The sequence below is a fragment of the Streptomyces olivochromogenes genome (assembly GCF_001514115.1).
GTDB lineage: Bacteria > Actinomycetota > Actinomycetes > Streptomycetales > Streptomycetaceae > Streptomyces > Streptomyces olivochromogenes.
The window spans coordinates 44844-59067 of record NZ_KQ948490.1; the positions used below are offsets into that span (position 1 = coordinate 44844).

General features: G+C 68.3%; 20 protein-coding genes. 9 read left to right on the plus strand and 11 right to left on the minus strand.

The window, feature by feature from the left end; all coding sequences use genetic code 11:
• Positions 1 to 6: 6 nt before the first annotated feature.
• The 4 genes from AQJ27_RS48795 to AQJ27_RS48810 are packed head-to-tail and all read right to left on the minus strand — an operon-like array spanning position 7 to position 1856.
• Positions 7 to 249 carry a gas vesicle protein GvpG gene (locus tag AQJ27_RS48795; protein ID WP_067384964.1) on the minus strand — a complete coding sequence of 81 codons (243 nt, stop codon included), beginning with the start codon at positions 247 to 249 and terminating at the stop codon, positions 7 to 9.
• A gap of 10 nt (positions 250 to 259) precedes the next feature.
• Positions 260 to 973, minus strand: coding sequence for a GvpL/GvpF family gas vesicle protein (locus AQJ27_RS48800; RefSeq protein WP_067384967.1), 714 nt, complete (start codon positions 971 to 973; stop codon positions 260 to 262).
• 27 nt (positions 974 to 1000) lie between these two features.
• On the minus strand, positions 1001 to 1477 hold the full coding sequence (locus tag AQJ27_RS48805; RefSeq protein ID WP_067384970.1) for a gas vesicle structural protein GvpA: 477 nt from the start codon (positions 1475 to 1477) through the stop codon (positions 1001 to 1003).
• 28 nt (positions 1478 to 1505) lie between these two features.
• Positions 1506 to 1856, minus strand: a complete 351-nt coding sequence (locus AQJ27_RS48810; RefSeq protein ID WP_067385024.1) for a gas vesicle protein GvpO — start codon at positions 1854 to 1856, stop codon at positions 1506 to 1508.
• A 279-nt stretch (positions 1857 to 2135) separates the two neighbouring features.
• On the opposite strand from AQJ27_RS48810, the gene AQJ27_RS58200 reads away from it, so the two are divergent.
• Both AQJ27_RS58200 and AQJ27_RS48820 read left to right on the plus strand, forming a co-directional pair.
• Positions 2136 to 3101 carry a histone protein gene (locus AQJ27_RS58200; RefSeq protein WP_159064645.1) on the plus strand — a complete coding sequence of 322 codons (966 nt, stop codon included), beginning with the start codon at positions 2136 to 2138 and terminating at the stop codon, positions 3099 to 3101.
• Positions 3102 to 3104: 3 nt separating this feature from the next.
• Positions 3105 to 4088, plus strand: coding sequence for an SRPBCC family protein (locus AQJ27_RS48820; RefSeq protein ID WP_067384976.1), 984 nt, complete (start codon positions 3105 to 3107; stop codon positions 4086 to 4088).
• A 234-nt stretch (positions 4089 to 4322) separates the two neighbouring features.
• Here AQJ27_RS48820 and AQJ27_RS48825 read toward each other — a convergent pair whose 3' ends face one another.
• The 6 genes from AQJ27_RS48825 to AQJ27_RS48845 all read right to left on the minus strand — a co-directional run bounded on the left by AQJ27_RS48825 (position 4323) and on the right by AQJ27_RS48845 (position 7224).
• Entirely contained in the window at positions 4323 to 4511 is a 189-nt protein-coding gene (locus tag AQJ27_RS48825; protein WP_067384979.1) for a CsbD family protein, read from the minus strand.
• A 157-nt stretch (positions 4512 to 4668) separates the two neighbouring features.
• Positions 4669 to 5286, minus strand: a complete 618-nt coding sequence (locus AQJ27_RS48830) for a hypothetical protein (protein ID WP_067384982.1) — start codon at positions 5284 to 5286, stop codon at positions 4669 to 4671.
• Between the two features lie 30 nt (positions 5287 to 5316).
• Positions 5317 to 5961: a DUF6286 domain-containing protein gene (locus AQJ27_RS48835; protein WP_235613985.1), complete on the minus strand. Its 645-nt coding sequence runs from the start codon at positions 5959 to 5961 to the stop codon at positions 5317 to 5319.
• Between the two features lie 118 nt (positions 5962 to 6079).
• On the minus strand, positions 6080 to 6493 hold the full coding sequence (locus tag AQJ27_RS48840) for an Asp23/Gls24 family envelope stress response protein (protein ID WP_079065887.1): 414 nt from the start codon (positions 6491 to 6493) through the stop codon (positions 6080 to 6082).
• Positions 6490 to 6657: a hypothetical protein gene (locus tag AQJ27_RS57720; protein WP_167552160.1), complete on the minus strand. Its 168-nt coding sequence runs from the start codon at positions 6655 to 6657 to the stop codon at positions 6490 to 6492. Before AQJ27_RS57720 ends, AQJ27_RS48840 begins: the two co-directional genes overlap by 4 nt.
• A gap of 84 nt (positions 6658 to 6741) precedes the next feature.
• Positions 6742 to 7224 carry an Asp23/Gls24 family envelope stress response protein gene (locus AQJ27_RS48845; RefSeq protein WP_067384987.1) on the minus strand — a complete coding sequence of 161 codons (483 nt, stop codon included), beginning with the start codon at positions 7222 to 7224 and terminating at the stop codon, positions 6742 to 6744.
• A gap of 157 nt (positions 7225 to 7381) precedes the next feature.
• Between AQJ27_RS48845 and AQJ27_RS48850 the strand changes: the two genes are divergently transcribed.
• From AQJ27_RS48850 to AQJ27_RS48865, 4 genes are all read left to right on the plus strand, one after another.
• Positions 7382 to 7960: an RNA polymerase sigma factor gene (locus tag AQJ27_RS48850; RefSeq protein ID WP_201264514.1), complete on the plus strand. Its 579-nt coding sequence runs from the start codon at positions 7382 to 7384 to the stop codon at positions 7958 to 7960.
• The gene (locus tag AQJ27_RS48855) at positions 7951 to 8622 is read left to right on the plus strand and encodes an Asp23/Gls24 family envelope stress response protein (protein WP_067384990.1); all 672 of its coding nucleotides are present in this window, start codon (positions 7951 to 7953) and stop codon (positions 8620 to 8622) included. The genes AQJ27_RS48850 and AQJ27_RS48855 overlap by 10 nt, the downstream gene beginning before the upstream one ends.
• Positions 8622 to 8999 (plus strand): Asp23/Gls24 family envelope stress response protein, encoded by a 378-nt coding sequence (locus AQJ27_RS48860; protein WP_067384993.1) that lies wholly within the window; start codon positions 8622 to 8624, stop codon positions 8997 to 8999. The genes AQJ27_RS48855 and AQJ27_RS48860 overlap by 1 nt, the downstream gene beginning before the upstream one ends.
• Before the next feature lie 132 nt (positions 9000 to 9131).
• The gene (locus AQJ27_RS48865; protein ID WP_067384996.1) at positions 9132 to 10670 is read left to right on the plus strand and encodes a CYTH and CHAD domain-containing protein; all 1539 of its coding nucleotides are present in this window, start codon (positions 9132 to 9134) and stop codon (positions 10668 to 10670) included.
• 656 nt (positions 10671 to 11326) lie between these two features.
• Here AQJ27_RS48865 and AQJ27_RS54140 read toward each other — a convergent pair.
• Positions 11327 to 12652, minus strand: coding sequence for a serine hydrolase (locus AQJ27_RS54140; protein ID WP_079065888.1), 1326 nt, complete (start codon positions 12650 to 12652; stop codon positions 11327 to 11329).
• A gap of 62 nt (positions 12653 to 12714) precedes the next feature.
• On the opposite strand from AQJ27_RS54140, the gene AQJ27_RS48880 reads away from it, so the two are divergent.
• From AQJ27_RS48880 to AQJ27_RS48885, 3 genes are all read left to right on the plus strand, one after another.
• On the plus strand, positions 12715 to 12975 hold the full coding sequence (locus AQJ27_RS48880; protein WP_067385001.1) for a hypothetical protein: 261 nt from the start codon (positions 12715 to 12717) through the stop codon (positions 12973 to 12975).
• Between the two features lie 368 nt (positions 12976 to 13343).
• Positions 13344 to 13517, plus strand: coding sequence for a CsbD family protein (locus AQJ27_RS54145; RefSeq protein ID WP_079065889.1), 174 nt, complete (start codon positions 13344 to 13346; stop codon positions 13515 to 13517).
• Positions 13518 to 13837: 320 nt separating this feature from the next.
• Positions 13838 to 14224 (plus strand): VOC family protein (locus AQJ27_RS48885; RefSeq protein ID WP_167552161.1); only part of this gene is annotated, 387 nt, incomplete at its 3' end.

Sequence of the window (14224 nt, forward strand, 5' to 3'; positions counted from 1 at the left end):
GGAGTGTCAGCCCTGCCGATAGGCACGGATCTCCTCCAGCCGGTCGAGCAGTTCGTCCTCGCGCTGGTCGAACGTCTCCTCGTCGATGTCGCCTGCGACGAGGAGACGTTCGAGCTCGGCGAGTTCGCGGTGCACCGGCGCGGGGTCGTAGTACTGGCTCTCGGCTTCCTCCCGGACGCGCTCCACGACCCATACGACGCCGCGCACGGGCGCCAGGGGAAGGGTGACGAGCTGTGTGAGCAGGCCCATGAGAACTCCTTCAGACGAAGCTGTAGGGGGGCAGGGGGCCGTTGAGCCGGAAGTCGAAGTCGTCGCCCATCTGGTGGGCGACACTCAACTCCGAGGCCAGGAACGTGTCTTCCTGGTCCTCGATCACCAGGAACGACACGTTGAGAAAGTCCGAACCCGTGGGCTGGGACGTTTCAAGCGTCCGGGCGAAGGGGCGCAGTGCTTCGACCACACCCGCCGCCAGCGCCTCTTGCCGTGCCTGCACTTCTTGGGCGACCAGCTCACCGAGTCGCAGTGACGCGTCGGGGGCGGCGGTGCCGCCGCGGATCTCGTCATTGAGCTCTCGCGCCACGTCCGACTCCCGCAGGATCTGCCGCAGCAGCGCGTCTTCGTCCTGCGACGCCTTGAGGTGGTACTCGGTGCACCCCTCCAGCGCTTGAAGCCTGTCCGTATAGTCCGCGGCATTCTGCTCCAGAGCCAGCAGGACGGCCTCGTCGTTCTCGGCGATGAGGCCGAACCGCATGGGGAGCACGGTGCCGTCAGCCATGAGGCGCTTCTGCACTTCCTGGTGGGCGATGATGTCGCGACGCTTCGGGCGTAGATCCTCTGGCGCGTCGCTGACCACGGCGCACAGCGTTCCCGCCGTCACTGCCCGCAGGCCGGCCGGTGACTCACCGACTCCGCTGAGACCGTCGAGGCGGAGCGGGTGCTGCTTGCCGGTGATGGAGTAGATGTATACGGCCATGGCTCATTCCTTCTCGCCGGGCGAGCCTTATTCGCGCTCACGTCGGGAGGTGCGCCGAGCCGGCCGCCGTCGCCTCTCCACGGGTTCCTTTTCCTTGCCCTCGTCTTCTTCCTCGGCCTCCTCCTCTTCGCCGTCGTCACGGCCGGTGATCCCCTTGAGGGAGTCGGTGACCGCTTCCGCCGCGCCGGAGAGGGCCCCCTTGGATTTGCCTTTGGCCCCGCTCTCCACCGTGTCTCCGACGATGTCGGTCAACTGGGCGGGTGCCTTCCTCCCGGTCTCCAGGTCGAGACGGTTGCATGCCTCGGCGAAGCGCAGATAGGTGTCGACACTGGCCACGACAATACGAGCGTCGATCTTGAGGATTTCGATCCCCACCAGTGACACGCGGACGAAGACATCGATGACGAGCCCGCGATCGAGAATGAGTTCCAAGACGTCGTAGAGGCTGGTGCCACCGCCACCACCGCGCGCGACACCGCCTCCACTCTGCGGCACCACCGTCATGGTGCCTCCCTTCATGGCCGTTGCGGCCTCAGCCCAGCCGGTCGATCTGGCCGCGGCTGTAGCGGCGCGTCCTTCGGTACTCCACCAGGTCGCCTTCGTCGTCCAGCGTCACTCGGTAGGTAGCCATCACACTCGTGGTTTCGGGGACGCGTTCCAGTTCGAGTACCTCCACGTCGGCCTCCCAACCGGCCTCGGTGGATTTCAGTGCCGAGACGGACTCGGGGGCCCGCCCGAGCAACTCCTGAAGTTGTTCGACGGCGGAACGAATGGCCCAGGCTGCGTTGCCCTTGCCGGAGCGTCGCCGGGGGCCACCTGTGGTGCCCCGGTCCGTGCTGCGGCTACTGCTGCTGGATCGCCGCCGGGGTTCTGCTGCGGCCATGGTCTCTCCGGTGGTCGGAGCGCGCGCCATACTCCACGCACGAACACTATAATTCCATCATATAGGGGTACATATCGTCGGGCATGGATGGCTCTGAGCGAACCTGCCCGGTGGGGCGAGGACCCGCCCCGGTGGGGCCGCATGACGTGTTCGGGGTGCTCCCAGCGGGCCGAGAGACGCGTTGCGTGCGATCCGCTTCTGTCTCAATCACTGGTTGGGCAGGGGATGTTGGCCCGTATTCGAGTGTGTTCATCTCCCCTTTCCGAAGGGAAATGCCTCATGAACGACACGACCAAGATCGGCCTTGCCGCCGCGGTCGCAGCCGGCTATGTGCTCGGACGTACGAAGAAAGCCCGTTTCGCCTTCGGGCTGGCAACCTATCTGGCAGGTCGCCGATTTGGGCTCGATCCGCAGCAGTTGGTGACGACCGGCCTGAAGAAACTCAGTGACGTTCCTGGAGTCGCCGAGCTGAACGAGCAGGTGCGCGGCGAGCTGCTGGACGCCGGACGCAAAGCCCTGGCCGCCACCGCCGACCGGCGCCTCGCCGACCTCGCCGATTCTCTCCATGAGCGCACGCTGCGCATCGGTGAGGAGAAGGGCGAGGAGGAAGAGGGCGAGGAGGAACCGGAGGAGGGCGAGGAGCGCTACGAAGACGAGGAGGAGACGGAGGGCGAGGAGGAACCGGAGGAGGAAGAGGGCGAGGAAGAGCCTGAGGGTGAATTCGAAGAAGAAGAGGAGGAGGAAGAGGAGGAAGAAGAACCAGAGCAAGAAGAACCGGAGGCAGAAGCGGAGGAGGAAGAGGAAGAAGAGGAAGAAGAACCGGAGGAGGAAGAGCCAGAGGAAGAGGCTGAGGAGGAGCCGCCACGGCGTCGTCGCCGCCCTGTAGCGGGAAGGAAGCACGCGGCCAAACCCTCTCCCCGTAGGCCGGCCGCCAAGGAAGCCGCTCCCGCGAGGAAGAGGACTCCCGCGAGGAGGACTCCCGAGAAGAAGGCTCCCGCGAAGAAGACCGCGGCGCAGAGGCCACCGGCCAAGAAGTCGACGGCGCAGAGGCCCGCGGCCAAGAAGACTGCCGCCAAGAAGTCGCCGCCGGCGAAGAAGACAGCGAAGAAGTCTCCGCCCCCTGCCAAGAAGACGACGGCGAAGAGGGCACCGACGAAGAGCGCGCCCGCGAAGAAGGCCCCGTCCAAGAAGGCGGCCCCCGCGAAGAAGGCGACTGCCAAGAAGACTCCCGCGCGGCGGAGGTAGGTCATGGCCGACAAAGAACGTGACTCCGGCCGGGGAGAGGGCTCCGGTCTCGACATGTTGCGCGACGAACTGACCGACTTCCTCGGTGCTCAGGTCGAACATCTCGTCGACAAGGCCGGGGAAAAGTTGGGGGATGTCACCGACCAACTCCTTGACACGGCCGAGAACGGCGGGTCCGGGTCTCTTCTCGGCATCGGCGGACGCATCCTCCAGGGTGATTCCCCCTTGAAGGCGTTCGTCGGTGAGAAGGCCAAGGGCCTCAAAGACAATGTGATGGACAAGGTCAAGAACGTTTTCGGCGGGGGACGCGGTGGCAAGTCCGGCAGCACCAAGGTGATGAACATCATTGAAGTGCTGGACGTGGGTGTGCCGATCCGCGTGGCGTACAACTACTGGACCCAGTATGAGGAGTTCAGCGACTTCACCAAAGGCGTACGGAGTGTGTCCCGGAACGACGAGACCGCCAGTGACTGGAAGGTGAAGGTCGGCCCCTCGACTCGCGGTTGGAAGGCGACGGTTCAGGAACAGGTGCCGGACGAGCGAATCGTGTGGAGCTCCGAGGGCGCGAAGGGCACTACTCACGGCTGCGTCAGTTTCCACGAACTCACGCCCGATCTGACGCGGATCGTGCTTGTCGTCGAGTACTACCCTTCGGGTCTCTTCGAGAAGACGGGCAACCTGTGGCGCGCCCAAGGACGCCGATTGCGGCTGGACTTCAAGAACTTCCAGCGCTACGTCACGTTCGCCGACGAGGAAGTCGAGGGCTGGCGCGGAGAGATCCGCGACGGCGAGGTGATCCGCAGCCACGAGGAAGCACTGGAAGAGGAGGAAGCGGCAGGGGAGGACGAGGAGCAGGAGGAATACGACGAAGAGGCGCCCGATGAAGATGCGCCCGACGAAGAAGAGGAAGAAGAGGAGTACGACGAAGAGGGGCCAGAGGACGAGTACGCCGAGGAGGAAGAGGAGGACGACGAGGACGAGGGCTGACGCGGCCCGAGCCCTGCGACTCCCCTCGGCGTGACCAGCCCCGAGAGTTGGTCGGCTCGCGTTCCCGGACTCTCAGACCTCGTCTTCTGGCCAGAGTGGGCGACCGGTTGGAGAAGTCATCGGACGGGCGCGGGTGCGTCGCTCGAACTACTTCGCGATCACCCGCGCCCGGCGCGGTATCGACCTTGACGACACGACACCCCGAAGGTGCGGATCAGCCGTACGCGTCCTCGATCAGTGCCCGCTCCCGCTCCGCTTACGGAGGTGGCCTGCCGCCTTTTCCGTCATCTCATGTGCCTTGGCGCGCAGCTGTTCCCCACGCCCAGCCTGCTGCATTGATGAGTCCCCCAGGGCCTTGCCGAGAGTCTCCTTCATCTTGCCCCTGATCTGATCCACCTTCGTATTGGCCTTGGCCTTGGCCATCCGAATCGCCGTCCTCTCGAAGACGCTGGGAAACGCGGCCCGTCCAGGACCGACACATCTCTGTTCACCGTGCGCCTGCCCGCGGGGCCCGGCAACCGGGAGCACCTTGTGCTTGCAAGCGGGATCCGCTGTCGAGGCAGGCCGTCGGTCTCCTGCCTTACTGGGCACGGTGCGGTTTGTCGTGGGCGACCTGGAGGCGGACGTCGGTGTGCATGTGGGCGGTGCCGGGGGAGCCGGTGGACCGACGAGCGGTACGGAGCGGGCCTTCCCACAAGGCGGCCAGCGCGGCGCCGGGTGCACCCTGGGGGGTGAGAGTAAGCGTGACGTGGGTGCGGGGGTGGGCAGGCCGACCAGTGATGTGCACGGTTGCGTGTTCAACCCCCGGCAGGGCACCGGCTTCGGCGGCGATCGCGTCGCTGAGCGCGTGGTCGCGCAGTTCGACGCCTTCCTGCGGAGGCGTGCCGCCGACGGGCAGTGCTCCGGGGTGGCGTCGGTGCAGTTGGGCGAGCAGCCACCACAGGGCGAGCAGGGCGACGAGGATGAGGGCGGCGATGACGGCGGGCCACCACCACCAGCCCTGACTGCTCCAGCGGGCCCGGTCGGCGGAGCCGAGCAGGACGTCGTGCGGGGTGGTCAGGGGCCAGCCGACGGGTGGGACCAGATCGTGTCGCCGGTAGATGTCGAGCCCGGCGAAGAGAATCAGCAGACCGCCGCCGAGCAGTACCAGTCCGGCGAGGGCCAGCAGACCGCGGTTGAGTACGGTTCGCGGCGTCATGGTGTGGGCTCCGGTGTGGGGGGATTTCGCTCAGTCGGTGCGTCGCCGCACTCGTACGACGATGCGGGGAGGTCGGGCGAGGACGAGCTGATCGCGCTCCTCGTCGAGGACGGCGGTGAGGTCGTCCTTCACCTGCTGGGGGTCGCGGAAGCGGACGTCCGCGCGGGCCTTGACGCGGTGGCGGCGCACCCGGACGCGAGCCGTGCTGACTCCCGGGACCCGCATGGCGGCGTCGCGCAGCAGGTCGGCGGCGCCGTCGCGGTCCAGGGAGGCCCGCAGCCCGGGCGCGGGGGAGCGCAGGGGCAGCCAGTGGCGTAGGCCCGGGGTGAGGGACAGGACGATCAACCAGATGCCGAGGGCGGCGGCCACAACGGCCCCCGTGAGCACCCACACGTCGTCCAAGGGGCGGGTGGCCAATTCGTCGGCCAGGTGCCGTCGCCAGGCTGCCGCGGGGCGTCCCGCTCGTACGGCGACGACGTCGAACAGCGCCGCGGCCGCTGCCACGAGAATCACCGAGGCGACCAGTGCGGCCGGAATGCGGCGCGCGGACCACGGGCGGTGGGTCCGGTGCCGTCTGTCGTGCTCGCCCGTCGCCAAGTCCGGCGGAAGGGGCGCGTCGTGTTCGGGTGGACCGGGCTCTCTCGGCTCCTCCGTCTCCTCAAGCTCCTTCGTCATGGACACGGTGCCACGGCGCGCGGATGGCGTGGAGCTGCGTGCGGGAGGGTCCGGGTCGGGTGTCATTCCGGTCCTCCTTTCTGCGCGGCGTGCCCGGCGGTCCGGGCCGCGTGGCGCCTCATCGGACCCGTCCCCGGCTCGCGTCGGCGGCGGTCACCAGCCGCCGGACGGTGAGGGTGACCTCTCCCACCTCCAAGCCGGTCAGCTGAGTCACCCGTTCGGCGACGTCGTGCTGGATCCGCTCGCAGACATGGGGGATGTCGGTGGGGTAGGGCAGGTCCATGGCCAGGTGCAGGCGCACCGATCCGGTACGGACGGCTGCGGAGGCGCTGGGTGCCGCCGGCCCGCTCCGGTCGGGCGGTATGGCGGCGCGCCGGGACTGGGCTGTGCGTGCGGCCCTGGCGGCGATACGGGCGACCACCCTGTCCGGGATGACGGTGGCACCCCGTTCGGCCGGAGGCGGCAGGTCGGCGGATCGCCCCGGTGGGCCGGGCCCTTCGCCAGGGGGTTGGGAACCGGGCCGGGTACTCACCGCTGCCTCCGCCTGTGGAGGTCGAGGTCGCCCTGCACGACGAGGCCGACGATCAGCCCCACCGCACCCAGAACCAGAACGAGCAGGAATGCCCAGAAGCCTCCGAAGTATCCGGCGAAGCCCAGGGCCATGCCGGCCGCGAGGCCCGTCGTTGCTGCGTTCATCTTGCACTCACCCGTCTTGCGAACGTGATCGTCCGTGTGAGCACCCGCTCATGCCCAGGGCATGGCCGTGGTCACGGCGGTCGGTCACCGCACGCGGCCCTCGTCCCGTTCGGCCTCTTCCTCCTCGTCGGGGAGGTGGACGTCGTCGACGGCGATGTTCACCTCGACGACCTCCAGTCCCGTCATTCGTTCCAGGGCGCTGATCACGTTGGTGCGTACGGCGCCGGCGACGTCGACGATGGAGACGCCGTACTCGACGACGACGTCCAGGTCCACCGCGGCCTGGCGCTCGCCGACCTCGACCTTCACCCCGCGCGTGACGCCTCCGCCTCCGCCGGGGACGCGTTCGCGCATGGCGCCGAAGGCGCGGGCCATTCCCGCTCCCATGCTGTGGATGCCCGGTACCTCGCGTGTGGCCATGCCCGCGATCTTGGCCACCACACCGTCCGCGATGGTGGTCTTCCCCCGTGTCTCGGCCGGTGCTCCGGCCCCGGTACGGCCCTTCAGCGCGCTCACGCTCGTGTCGGGCCGGCTGCCCCCGCCGACGCTGGTGATGTTGTCCGTCATGGCGGTCGCCTCGAGTGGCTCGGTGTGACACCTGCGTGGTGTCTCTCAAGAGGTTGGACACCCGGGGCGGCGTACCTCTCACAGACGTGGCGTGTGACGTGCATCACACAGGCGTGGTGGGGGTACACGCTCTTTCCGAGCCCCCTGCGAGAGCGTCATGATTCAACGTACTGCTTCCCCACAGCTGGGATGCGACCTGCCGGACGGAGTGCTTGCCGTGCGGGCGGCCGAGGGAGACGAAGACTCCTTCGCCGTTCTCGTCCAGCGGCACAACCGGTCCCTCCTGGCTCTGGCCCGTGGCATGCTCGGCAACCCCCAGGACGCTGAAGAGGCCGTTCAGGACGCCTTCGTCAGCGCCTGGCGGCGTCTACCGGAGTACCGTCACAGTGCGGAATTCAGTACCTGGATGTACCGGATCACCATCAACCGCTGCTTGACCATGCGACGGCGGCGCCGACCACCGCCCCTCCCCCTGGACACCGTCGCCGAACCCGCTACGGGCGACGCGAGAAGCCAGCCCGCCCGGTCCGCCGAGCAGGACGCGGCCACCGAGGCCCTGTCCCGCGCGCTCGCCGAGCTGGACGCCGGCCAGCGGATCTGCTGGATCCTGCGTGAACTGCAGGGCCTGCCCTACAACGAGATCGCCCACGTGACACGGACCAGTGAGCAGACGGTGCGCGGCAGACTGTTCAGAGCACGCCGATCCCTGCAGGAGGCGATGGGCCCATGGCGCTAGACGACCCGCAGGCCCGGCCGTCCGAACCGCCCGATGCCGACGGGCCCCGCACCAGCCCCATTGACGCCGGCGTGCCCCCGTTCGCGGGTGATGAGGTACTGCCCTGCGGCCGCCTGCTCAGCCGGGTCTGGGAACAGGCACGGGACGCTGCGCCGGTCGCGGACCCGCACACGGTGACCTGTCCTCACTGCCGCGAGGCGGTCGAGGGACTGGCCACGGTGAACGCGGCCGCCCAGGCGCTGCGTGCGGAAGACCCTCCCGGCCTGCAGGCGCTCGCCGACCGTGTCATGAACGTCGTCAGGGCAGAGATCCGGCTCGGTCGGCTGCTGCCCCTGGCCGACCCGGACCGGGAGCTACGGATCGCCGAGAGCGCTGCCGCGAAGGTACTGCGGCAGGCCGCGGACCTGGTCCCTGGTGTGAGGGCCGCAACCTGCCGGCTCGTACCTGCGGGCGAGGGCGCCGACGTGCGGGTGACCATGGCCCTGGCCGCTGCCCTCGACCGCCCGCTGCCCGACCGGGTCGATCAGGTACGCCAATCGGTCCTCGACTCGGCCGGACGGGACCTGGGTCTGGCCGTGACGGCCGTCGACATCACCGTGGTCGACGTACTGGAGTCGTGGCCACCCCTGGGCCCCGGCGACCCTACGGGCGGGGGCACGTGATGACCGCCACCGGCACGACCGCGCTCCTCGGCGTCGCGGCCGAGGCAGCCCTCGCCGTTCCCGGCGTGGCCGGTCTGCAACCCCGCCTGGCCCACTGCCTCGCGGCAGCCGCCGCGCCTACCCGGACGGACACAGCACCGCACGGCATGCCGCCCGAGGCGGGCATCCGCGCCGACCGGGCGCCGGACGGTTCGGGATGGCGCATCGAGGTGCGGTGCGTCCTGGCCGAGGGCCACCGAGCCCTGGACACCGCCAGGAACGTCCACGACCGGGTACGGACCGCCGTGAGCTCCCACCTCGCCACCCACGGCGTTGCGGAGCCGGTCACCGTCGCGGTCACGGTGACGCGTATCGCCGCCCGACCCGCCATGGTATGAGTGCCCAGAGCACCGGCAAACGCCCTTCACGACCATGGCCTTGGGCGCGGTCCTCGGCCGGGCCTCCTGTCGGAGGCTGCATGTGTTGCCTCACGAGTGTTTGAGCGGCGCTGAGGCGTGCACGCGCCCGGTATGACCCATACGAAGCGAGAGACAGAGCGAAAGTACGAAGCTCCGCCGGCCAATGACACCTCGTGGCTGCCGGACCTCACCAGCGTGGACGGCATCGCTTCGGTCGTGGGAAAGGGTCTCGACGAACTGGACGCCGTGTACTACGACACTGACGACCTGCGCCTGGTCGGAGCGTCGGCAACGCTCCGACGAAGGACCGGTGGGGCTGATGCCGGCTGGCACCTCAAACTGCCCATGTCCGGAGACAGCCGGGAGGAAGTGCAGGCCCCGTTGTCCGACACGGTTCCGGACGCCCTGCGTGCCCTGGCCCTTTCTCGCACCCGAGGGGTAGAGCTGAGGCCAGTCGTCCGTATCCGGTCCACTCGCAGCACGCGGCGCCTCGTCGATTCCGAAGGCGCGGTCCTCGCCGAGCTGAGCCTCGACAAGGTCCGCGCGGAGTCCCTTCTGGCCACGACCACACCGGCCTCATGGACTGAGATGGAGGTCGAACTCACCGAGGACGCCGATCCTTTGCTGCTCGACCTCGTGGACAAGGCGCTGCGCGAGAAGGGCATCGACCGCGTGAGTAGTCCGTCCAAGCTGAGCCGGGCCCTGGAGGAAACAGGAACGGGAGCGTCGCGTCTGCCGGACGCACGTGCCGAGATCGTCGTACCCGGCTCGACCGCGGAAGAGGTCCTCCGGTATGTGGACGGACAGGTGCACGCCCTGGTGGACCTCGATCCCGCGGTACGCCGAGGCCTGCCGGACTCGGTGCACAGGATGCGCGTCACCTGCCGCCGACTGCGCAGCACCCTGCGCTCCTACCGGGCGGTGCTGGAGCGTGAGGTCACCGATCCGATCCGGGAGGAGCTCAAGTGGCTGGGCGGCGAGCTGGGTGCCGAACGCGACCAGGAGGTCCTCATGGAACGGCTCGGCGTGCGCATCGGAGCCTCGCCCCCGGAGCTGGTCCTTGGGCCCGTCGAAGCCAGGTTGCAGGTGTGGAACGTCTCCTGTACCTCCGAGGCGCGGCAGCGCACTCTCGACGCCCTGGTCTCACCCCGTTACCTGGTGCTCCTCAATTCCTTGGCCACGCTCACGCAGCAGCCCCCGCTGCGTCGTAAGGCCGCTCGCAAGCCGGAGAAGGTCATGGTCAAGGCAATCCTCAAGGAGTACGACCAACTGGCCGGCCGGGTGGCACACGCGCTGGAGCTCTCCCCGGGGTCGGAACGCGACGCGGCCCTCCGTCAGGCCCGCAAGGCGGCGAAGAAAGCGCGGTACGCAACCGAACCGGCGCGCGCCTCGCTCGGCAAACCCGCCAAGCGGCTCGGTAAGCGCGTCAAGGCCGTACAGAAGGTGCTCGGGAACCATCAGGACACTGTCGTTGCGCGGGACGCCCTGCGACACCTGGCTCTGGCGGCGCAGGCGGCGGGAGAGCCAGGTTTTACCTGGGGCTTGTTGTACGGCCAGGAGCAAGCCGTGGCCGAAGGCCGTGAACGGGAACTGCCGACTGCGTGGGCCGATGCATCGACGTCCGGGCTGCGCAAGGCGCTCGTTCACTGAGAAGTCGTCCTCTCTCAGCGTTTTGTCGCGGAGCACAGCGCAGCACCGTGATCGGCGTCCTCCTGCAAGCAGCGCGGTGTCCGGCACAGCTCCGCGTCCTACGTCCGGATGCGCGGCGTGTGGTTGCGGGCGATGCTTGCCGAATGACCGAGCGTTCCGTGACCGTTTGCCCGCCCGTCAAGGGGGAGGGGCGCCAAGTACGCGTGGACGGGGAGCCTGTGGGGGCGGCGTCCAGTCTGCGTGGCTTGGCCGAGATCATGCGGCGGGCAGGCTGGGTGGGCTTGGATGAGATCGATGTGGCGGACTCACCGGTCATCGAGTGGTACGGCGGCGGCCCCGAGGTGTGGTGACGGCACACTCAAGTCTTCAGCGTGGGTCTGCGCCTGCATGGCTCGCCGCCGAGTAGGTGACGGCGTGCGGGGCAGGGGAGAGCACGATGTCGTTGAACGTCGACTGCTGCTTCAAAAGGGGCAACGCAGATCAGTTCGCATGTGCGCGCAGATACGCGTGCACATGCACCTGCCTCCGTTCCTGGCCGAGGTGGCGCGGCCGGGGAAGGTCTTGGCCGCTCGCGCGGCGGGCTGACCACGAAGTCCACATGGCGGCGGGCGGCAGGTGCCGCCCGCCGCGGCGTACGGATGCGTTCCTGCGACCGTTCAGGCAGCAAAACGGTCGATGGCTGTTGCCAGGTCGTCGTTGGTCAAGGACTGCTGCATGTCGCTGAGGACTCTTGCCGTGGCGGGGAGGGCGTGCTGCTGGTTGGTGACGACAACACTCACGTAGTCCTTGTCGGGGACCAGAAGCATCGCTGCGCGATAGCCCGGCAGCCGTCCGTTGAGATACATCTGGCCTGAAGGGCCAAGCGCCCATCCGAGCCCATAGACCATGGGATCGTCCGGCGTGGTGCGGGGCCGGCGGATGTCGTCCAGAAGGGCCCGATCAGCGAGCAGTCCCTCGCCCACGGCCAGGAGGTCCGGGACGGACGACCACAGGCCTCCGCTGGGGCGGCGCGAACGCGGATAGCCGAGTAGTTGAAGCTCGGTCGGTCCGTCCCAACCGGTGGTCGCATCGCACGGTGCGTCGAAACTCGTTCGAGAGAGATTCCACGGGCCAAGCAGCGTCTTCTCCAACGCCCTCTCGTACGAAGTGCCGCTGAGGGCGGCGAGGACCGCACCGGCCAGGATGTAGTTGCCGTTGTAGTAGGACCAGCGGGTCCCGGGCTCGCGTTCGTTCCCTGTGCCCACGACGAGCTGGGCCGCCTCTTGGAGCGCATGCGGTCCGTCGCCCAGAGGGGCCAGGGCGGTCGAGTCCACGGACTCGCGCAGCCCCGAGACCTGCCCGAGGATGTGCTCGACGGTGAGGCGCACATCGGCTCGCCAGTCAGGGGCGAGGTATGGAAGCAACTCGATGACGGGTGTGCCCAGAGGGATGGAGTTGTCTCGCATGGTCTTCACGAGCGTGGTGCAGGTGAAGACCTTCGTCAGCGACGCGATGCGAAAGCACGAGTCCGGGCTCACTCGAACTGCCCCACGAGCAGCCACACTTCGGACCCTGGCTGCGGAAAGTCCTGCTACCACAGCCGGTGCGTCATAGAAGTCCTGCTTGTCGAGCAACTCCTGGAGATTCACAGGGCACACATTACGATGCCGACGAGCTGTGACGCCTCGACGATGGAGACCGGCACCCCATCGCAGCACCATCACGCGGAGCGCCGGTGGTTGCTGTGCCCCCTGCCATGGTCGCAGAGGCACACCCGACTCGACCGGCGCGGAGTTCTTCGCCGACGGCGACCACCTACTCGGTTCCGCCCTCGTCGGTACCCGGCCGTCTTGCTCTGAGAGGGCACCAAGAGCGACCTCCCCGCAGAGGCGGAAGAACCTCGGCATCGAGGGGCGGTCGCGCACGACCGAGAGAGAACTGGTCAACGCGTTCTGCGCGGCCGCCGACCAGTCTCGGTGCGGGGCCCCGATCAACGGCATCATCGTCGTCCGCCGGGGTACCTGCGACTCACACCACTGCCCCTGCGTGAGGAAGCGAGAACGCCGTGCACGAGCGCCGCCTGGAAGCCCCTGGGACCAGCGGGGAGCCGATACCGAAGCCGGTACCCAGGGATCCGCCCGATCAGCAGGCCACCGCCGACGAGGACCCCTGGGATGCCGTCGGCGTCCCGACACGGTCCGCCACCGAGGAGCAGCCAGACCTGGAGATTCCCGATACGGATGAGGCCGGCACCGGCCGGAGGGGCGCCCCGCGCTCGGGCAGCCGACGGCCGGAGCATCCCGTGCCCGACGAGCCGCCCGGCTGACGCTCCGCGTGCCGTCTTGGAAGTTACAAGTGAGGGTCGCTGTTATATGGGACTCGACCCGCTGACCAAGGCCCGCCTTCACCCGATCGGGTCAGGAACAGAGGAGACAGCCCCACTCACCGAACTCACTGCACAGCCTCAAAGCGAGATCCTGTTCGCCGGCCGGGCAGCTGCCTGGATTGGTAGCCGAGGACTTTGCCGAGGGGCCTCCCTCATCTCGCCCTCGATCTGTTTCGTCCTGGCATTTCTTGGTGCTGCCGCATTTCGCGGACACGGCTGCGCGACCGCCTTGTGGCTCGGTTGCGGAGCAGTCGTGCCCAGCGCATGGTTTAAGCACCAATTCGATCCTCATTGGAGGGCAACGAGTCATGAGCAAGGCGAAGGCAAAGGCCAAGCAGGTCAAAGGAAAGATGAAAGAGACCACTGGCAAGGCCATGGACGACGAGGGCATGCAGGCCGAGGGCCGTGGTGAACAGATCGGCGGTAAGGCGCAGGAGACCGCGGAAAAGGCGGCGGACCGTGTGAAGAAGACCGGCCGGTAGGACTGCTCGCTCCGGCGACACATTCGACGGGACGCACCGAGCCGAGCGAACGCCGAGTCCGAAGATCTCGTCGGGCGGCACCACCTGTGGTTTGGCTGCGTGAGCCGAATCGAGGCGGTCGGGACAGCCCCGACCGCCTCGGTCTGTTGCGCGCCACGGCAGGCAGTTCGACTCGTCTGGCGTCGGTCGCTGCGCGGTGCGCGCGGTACAGAGGTTGCCGCGCGTTCGAAGGGGGACCCGGCTCTTGGGCGACCACCGAGTCCGGGGTCGATCCACGCCCCATGAGGACAGTGGTGTCAGGCAGGTCAGGCGGTACGACGATGAAGAGCGACGCAGCACTGCACGGTGAGGTCACCGCCAGTCACTCGGTGTTCGGAGCACCCTGCTGGGCGAGTCTGACCACGCGCGATCTGCGGGCCGCGCAGGATTTCTACCACGCCGTGCTGGGCTGGGAGTGGCGCAGGGGCCGCACGCTGGGCGACCAGTACCGGGTCGCGAGCGTGCGGCGGGTCCCGGTCGCAGGGATCTCGGAGGTGAACTTCGGGGTGAACACGGCCGTCGCGTGGACGCCGTATTTCGCGGTGGCGAGTGCGGACGAGACGGTGTCCCGTAGTCAGGAGCGCGGGGGTACGACCGCGGTGGGGCCCATCTCGTTCCCGCCGGGCCGGGCGGCCCTGCTGGCCGACCGGGACGGAGCGGTGTTCGGT

Coding starts and splice junctions, on each gene's coding strand:
- AQJ27_RS48855 (WP_067384990.1), top strand. CDS start 7,951: ATGGCGCTAGACGACCCGCAGGCCCGGCCGTCCGAACCGCCCGATGCC.
- AQJ27_RS48835 (WP_235613985.1), bottom strand. CDS start 5,961: ATGACGAAGGAGCTTGAGGAGACGGAGGAGCCGAGAGAGCCCGGTCCA.
- AQJ27_RS48810 (WP_067385024.1), bottom strand. CDS start 1,856: ATGGCCGCAGCAGAACCCCGGCGGCGATCCAGCAGCAGTAGCCGCAGC.
- AQJ27_RS54140 (WP_079065888.1), bottom strand. CDS start 12,652: ATGATGCCGTTGATCGGGGCCCCGCACCGAGACTGGTCGGCGGCCGCG.
- AQJ27_RS48850 (WP_201264514.1), top strand. CDS start 7,382: ATGATTCAACGTACTGCTTCCCCACAGCTGGGATGCGACCTGCCGGAC.
- AQJ27_RS54145 (WP_079065889.1), top strand. CDS start 13,344: ATGAGCAAGGCGAAGGCAAAGGCCAAGCAGGTCAAAGGAAAGATGAAA.
- AQJ27_RS48860 (WP_067384993.1), top strand. CDS start 8,622: ATGACCGCCACCGGCACGACCGCGCTCCTCGGCGTCGCGGCCGAGGCA.
- AQJ27_RS48820 (WP_067384976.1), top strand. CDS start 3,105: ATGGCCGACAAAGAACGTGACTCCGGCCGGGGAGAGGGCTCCGGTCTC.
- AQJ27_RS48845 (WP_067384987.1), bottom strand. CDS start 7,224: ATGACGGACAACATCACCAGCGTCGGCGGGGGCAGCCGGCCCGACACG.
- AQJ27_RS48800 (WP_067384967.1), bottom strand. CDS start 973: ATGGCCGTATACATCTACTCCATCACCGGCAAGCAGCACCCGCTCCGC.
- AQJ27_RS48795 (WP_067384964.1), bottom strand. CDS start 249: ATGGGCCTGCTCACACAGCTCGTCACCCTTCCCCTGGCGCCCGTGCGC.
- AQJ27_RS57720 (WP_167552160.1), bottom strand. CDS start 6,657: ATGAACGCAGCAACGACGGGCCTCGCGGCCGGCATGGCCCTGGGCTTC.
- AQJ27_RS48830 (WP_067384982.1), bottom strand. CDS start 5,286: ATGACGCCGCGAACCGTACTCAACCGCGGTCTGCTGGCCCTCGCCGGA.
- AQJ27_RS48865 (WP_067384996.1), top strand. CDS start 9,132: ATGACCCATACGAAGCGAGAGACAGAGCGAAAGTACGAAGCTCCGCCG.
- AQJ27_RS58200 (WP_159064645.1), top strand. CDS start 2,136: ATGAACGACACGACCAAGATCGGCCTTGCCGCCGCGGTCGCAGCCGGC.
- AQJ27_RS48805 (WP_067384970.1), bottom strand. CDS start 1,477: ATGACGGTGGTGCCGCAGAGTGGAGGCGGTGTCGCGCGCGGTGGTGGC.
- AQJ27_RS48825 (WP_067384979.1), bottom strand. CDS start 4,511: ATGGCCAAGGCCAAGGCCAATACGAAGGTGGATCAGATCAGGGGCAAG.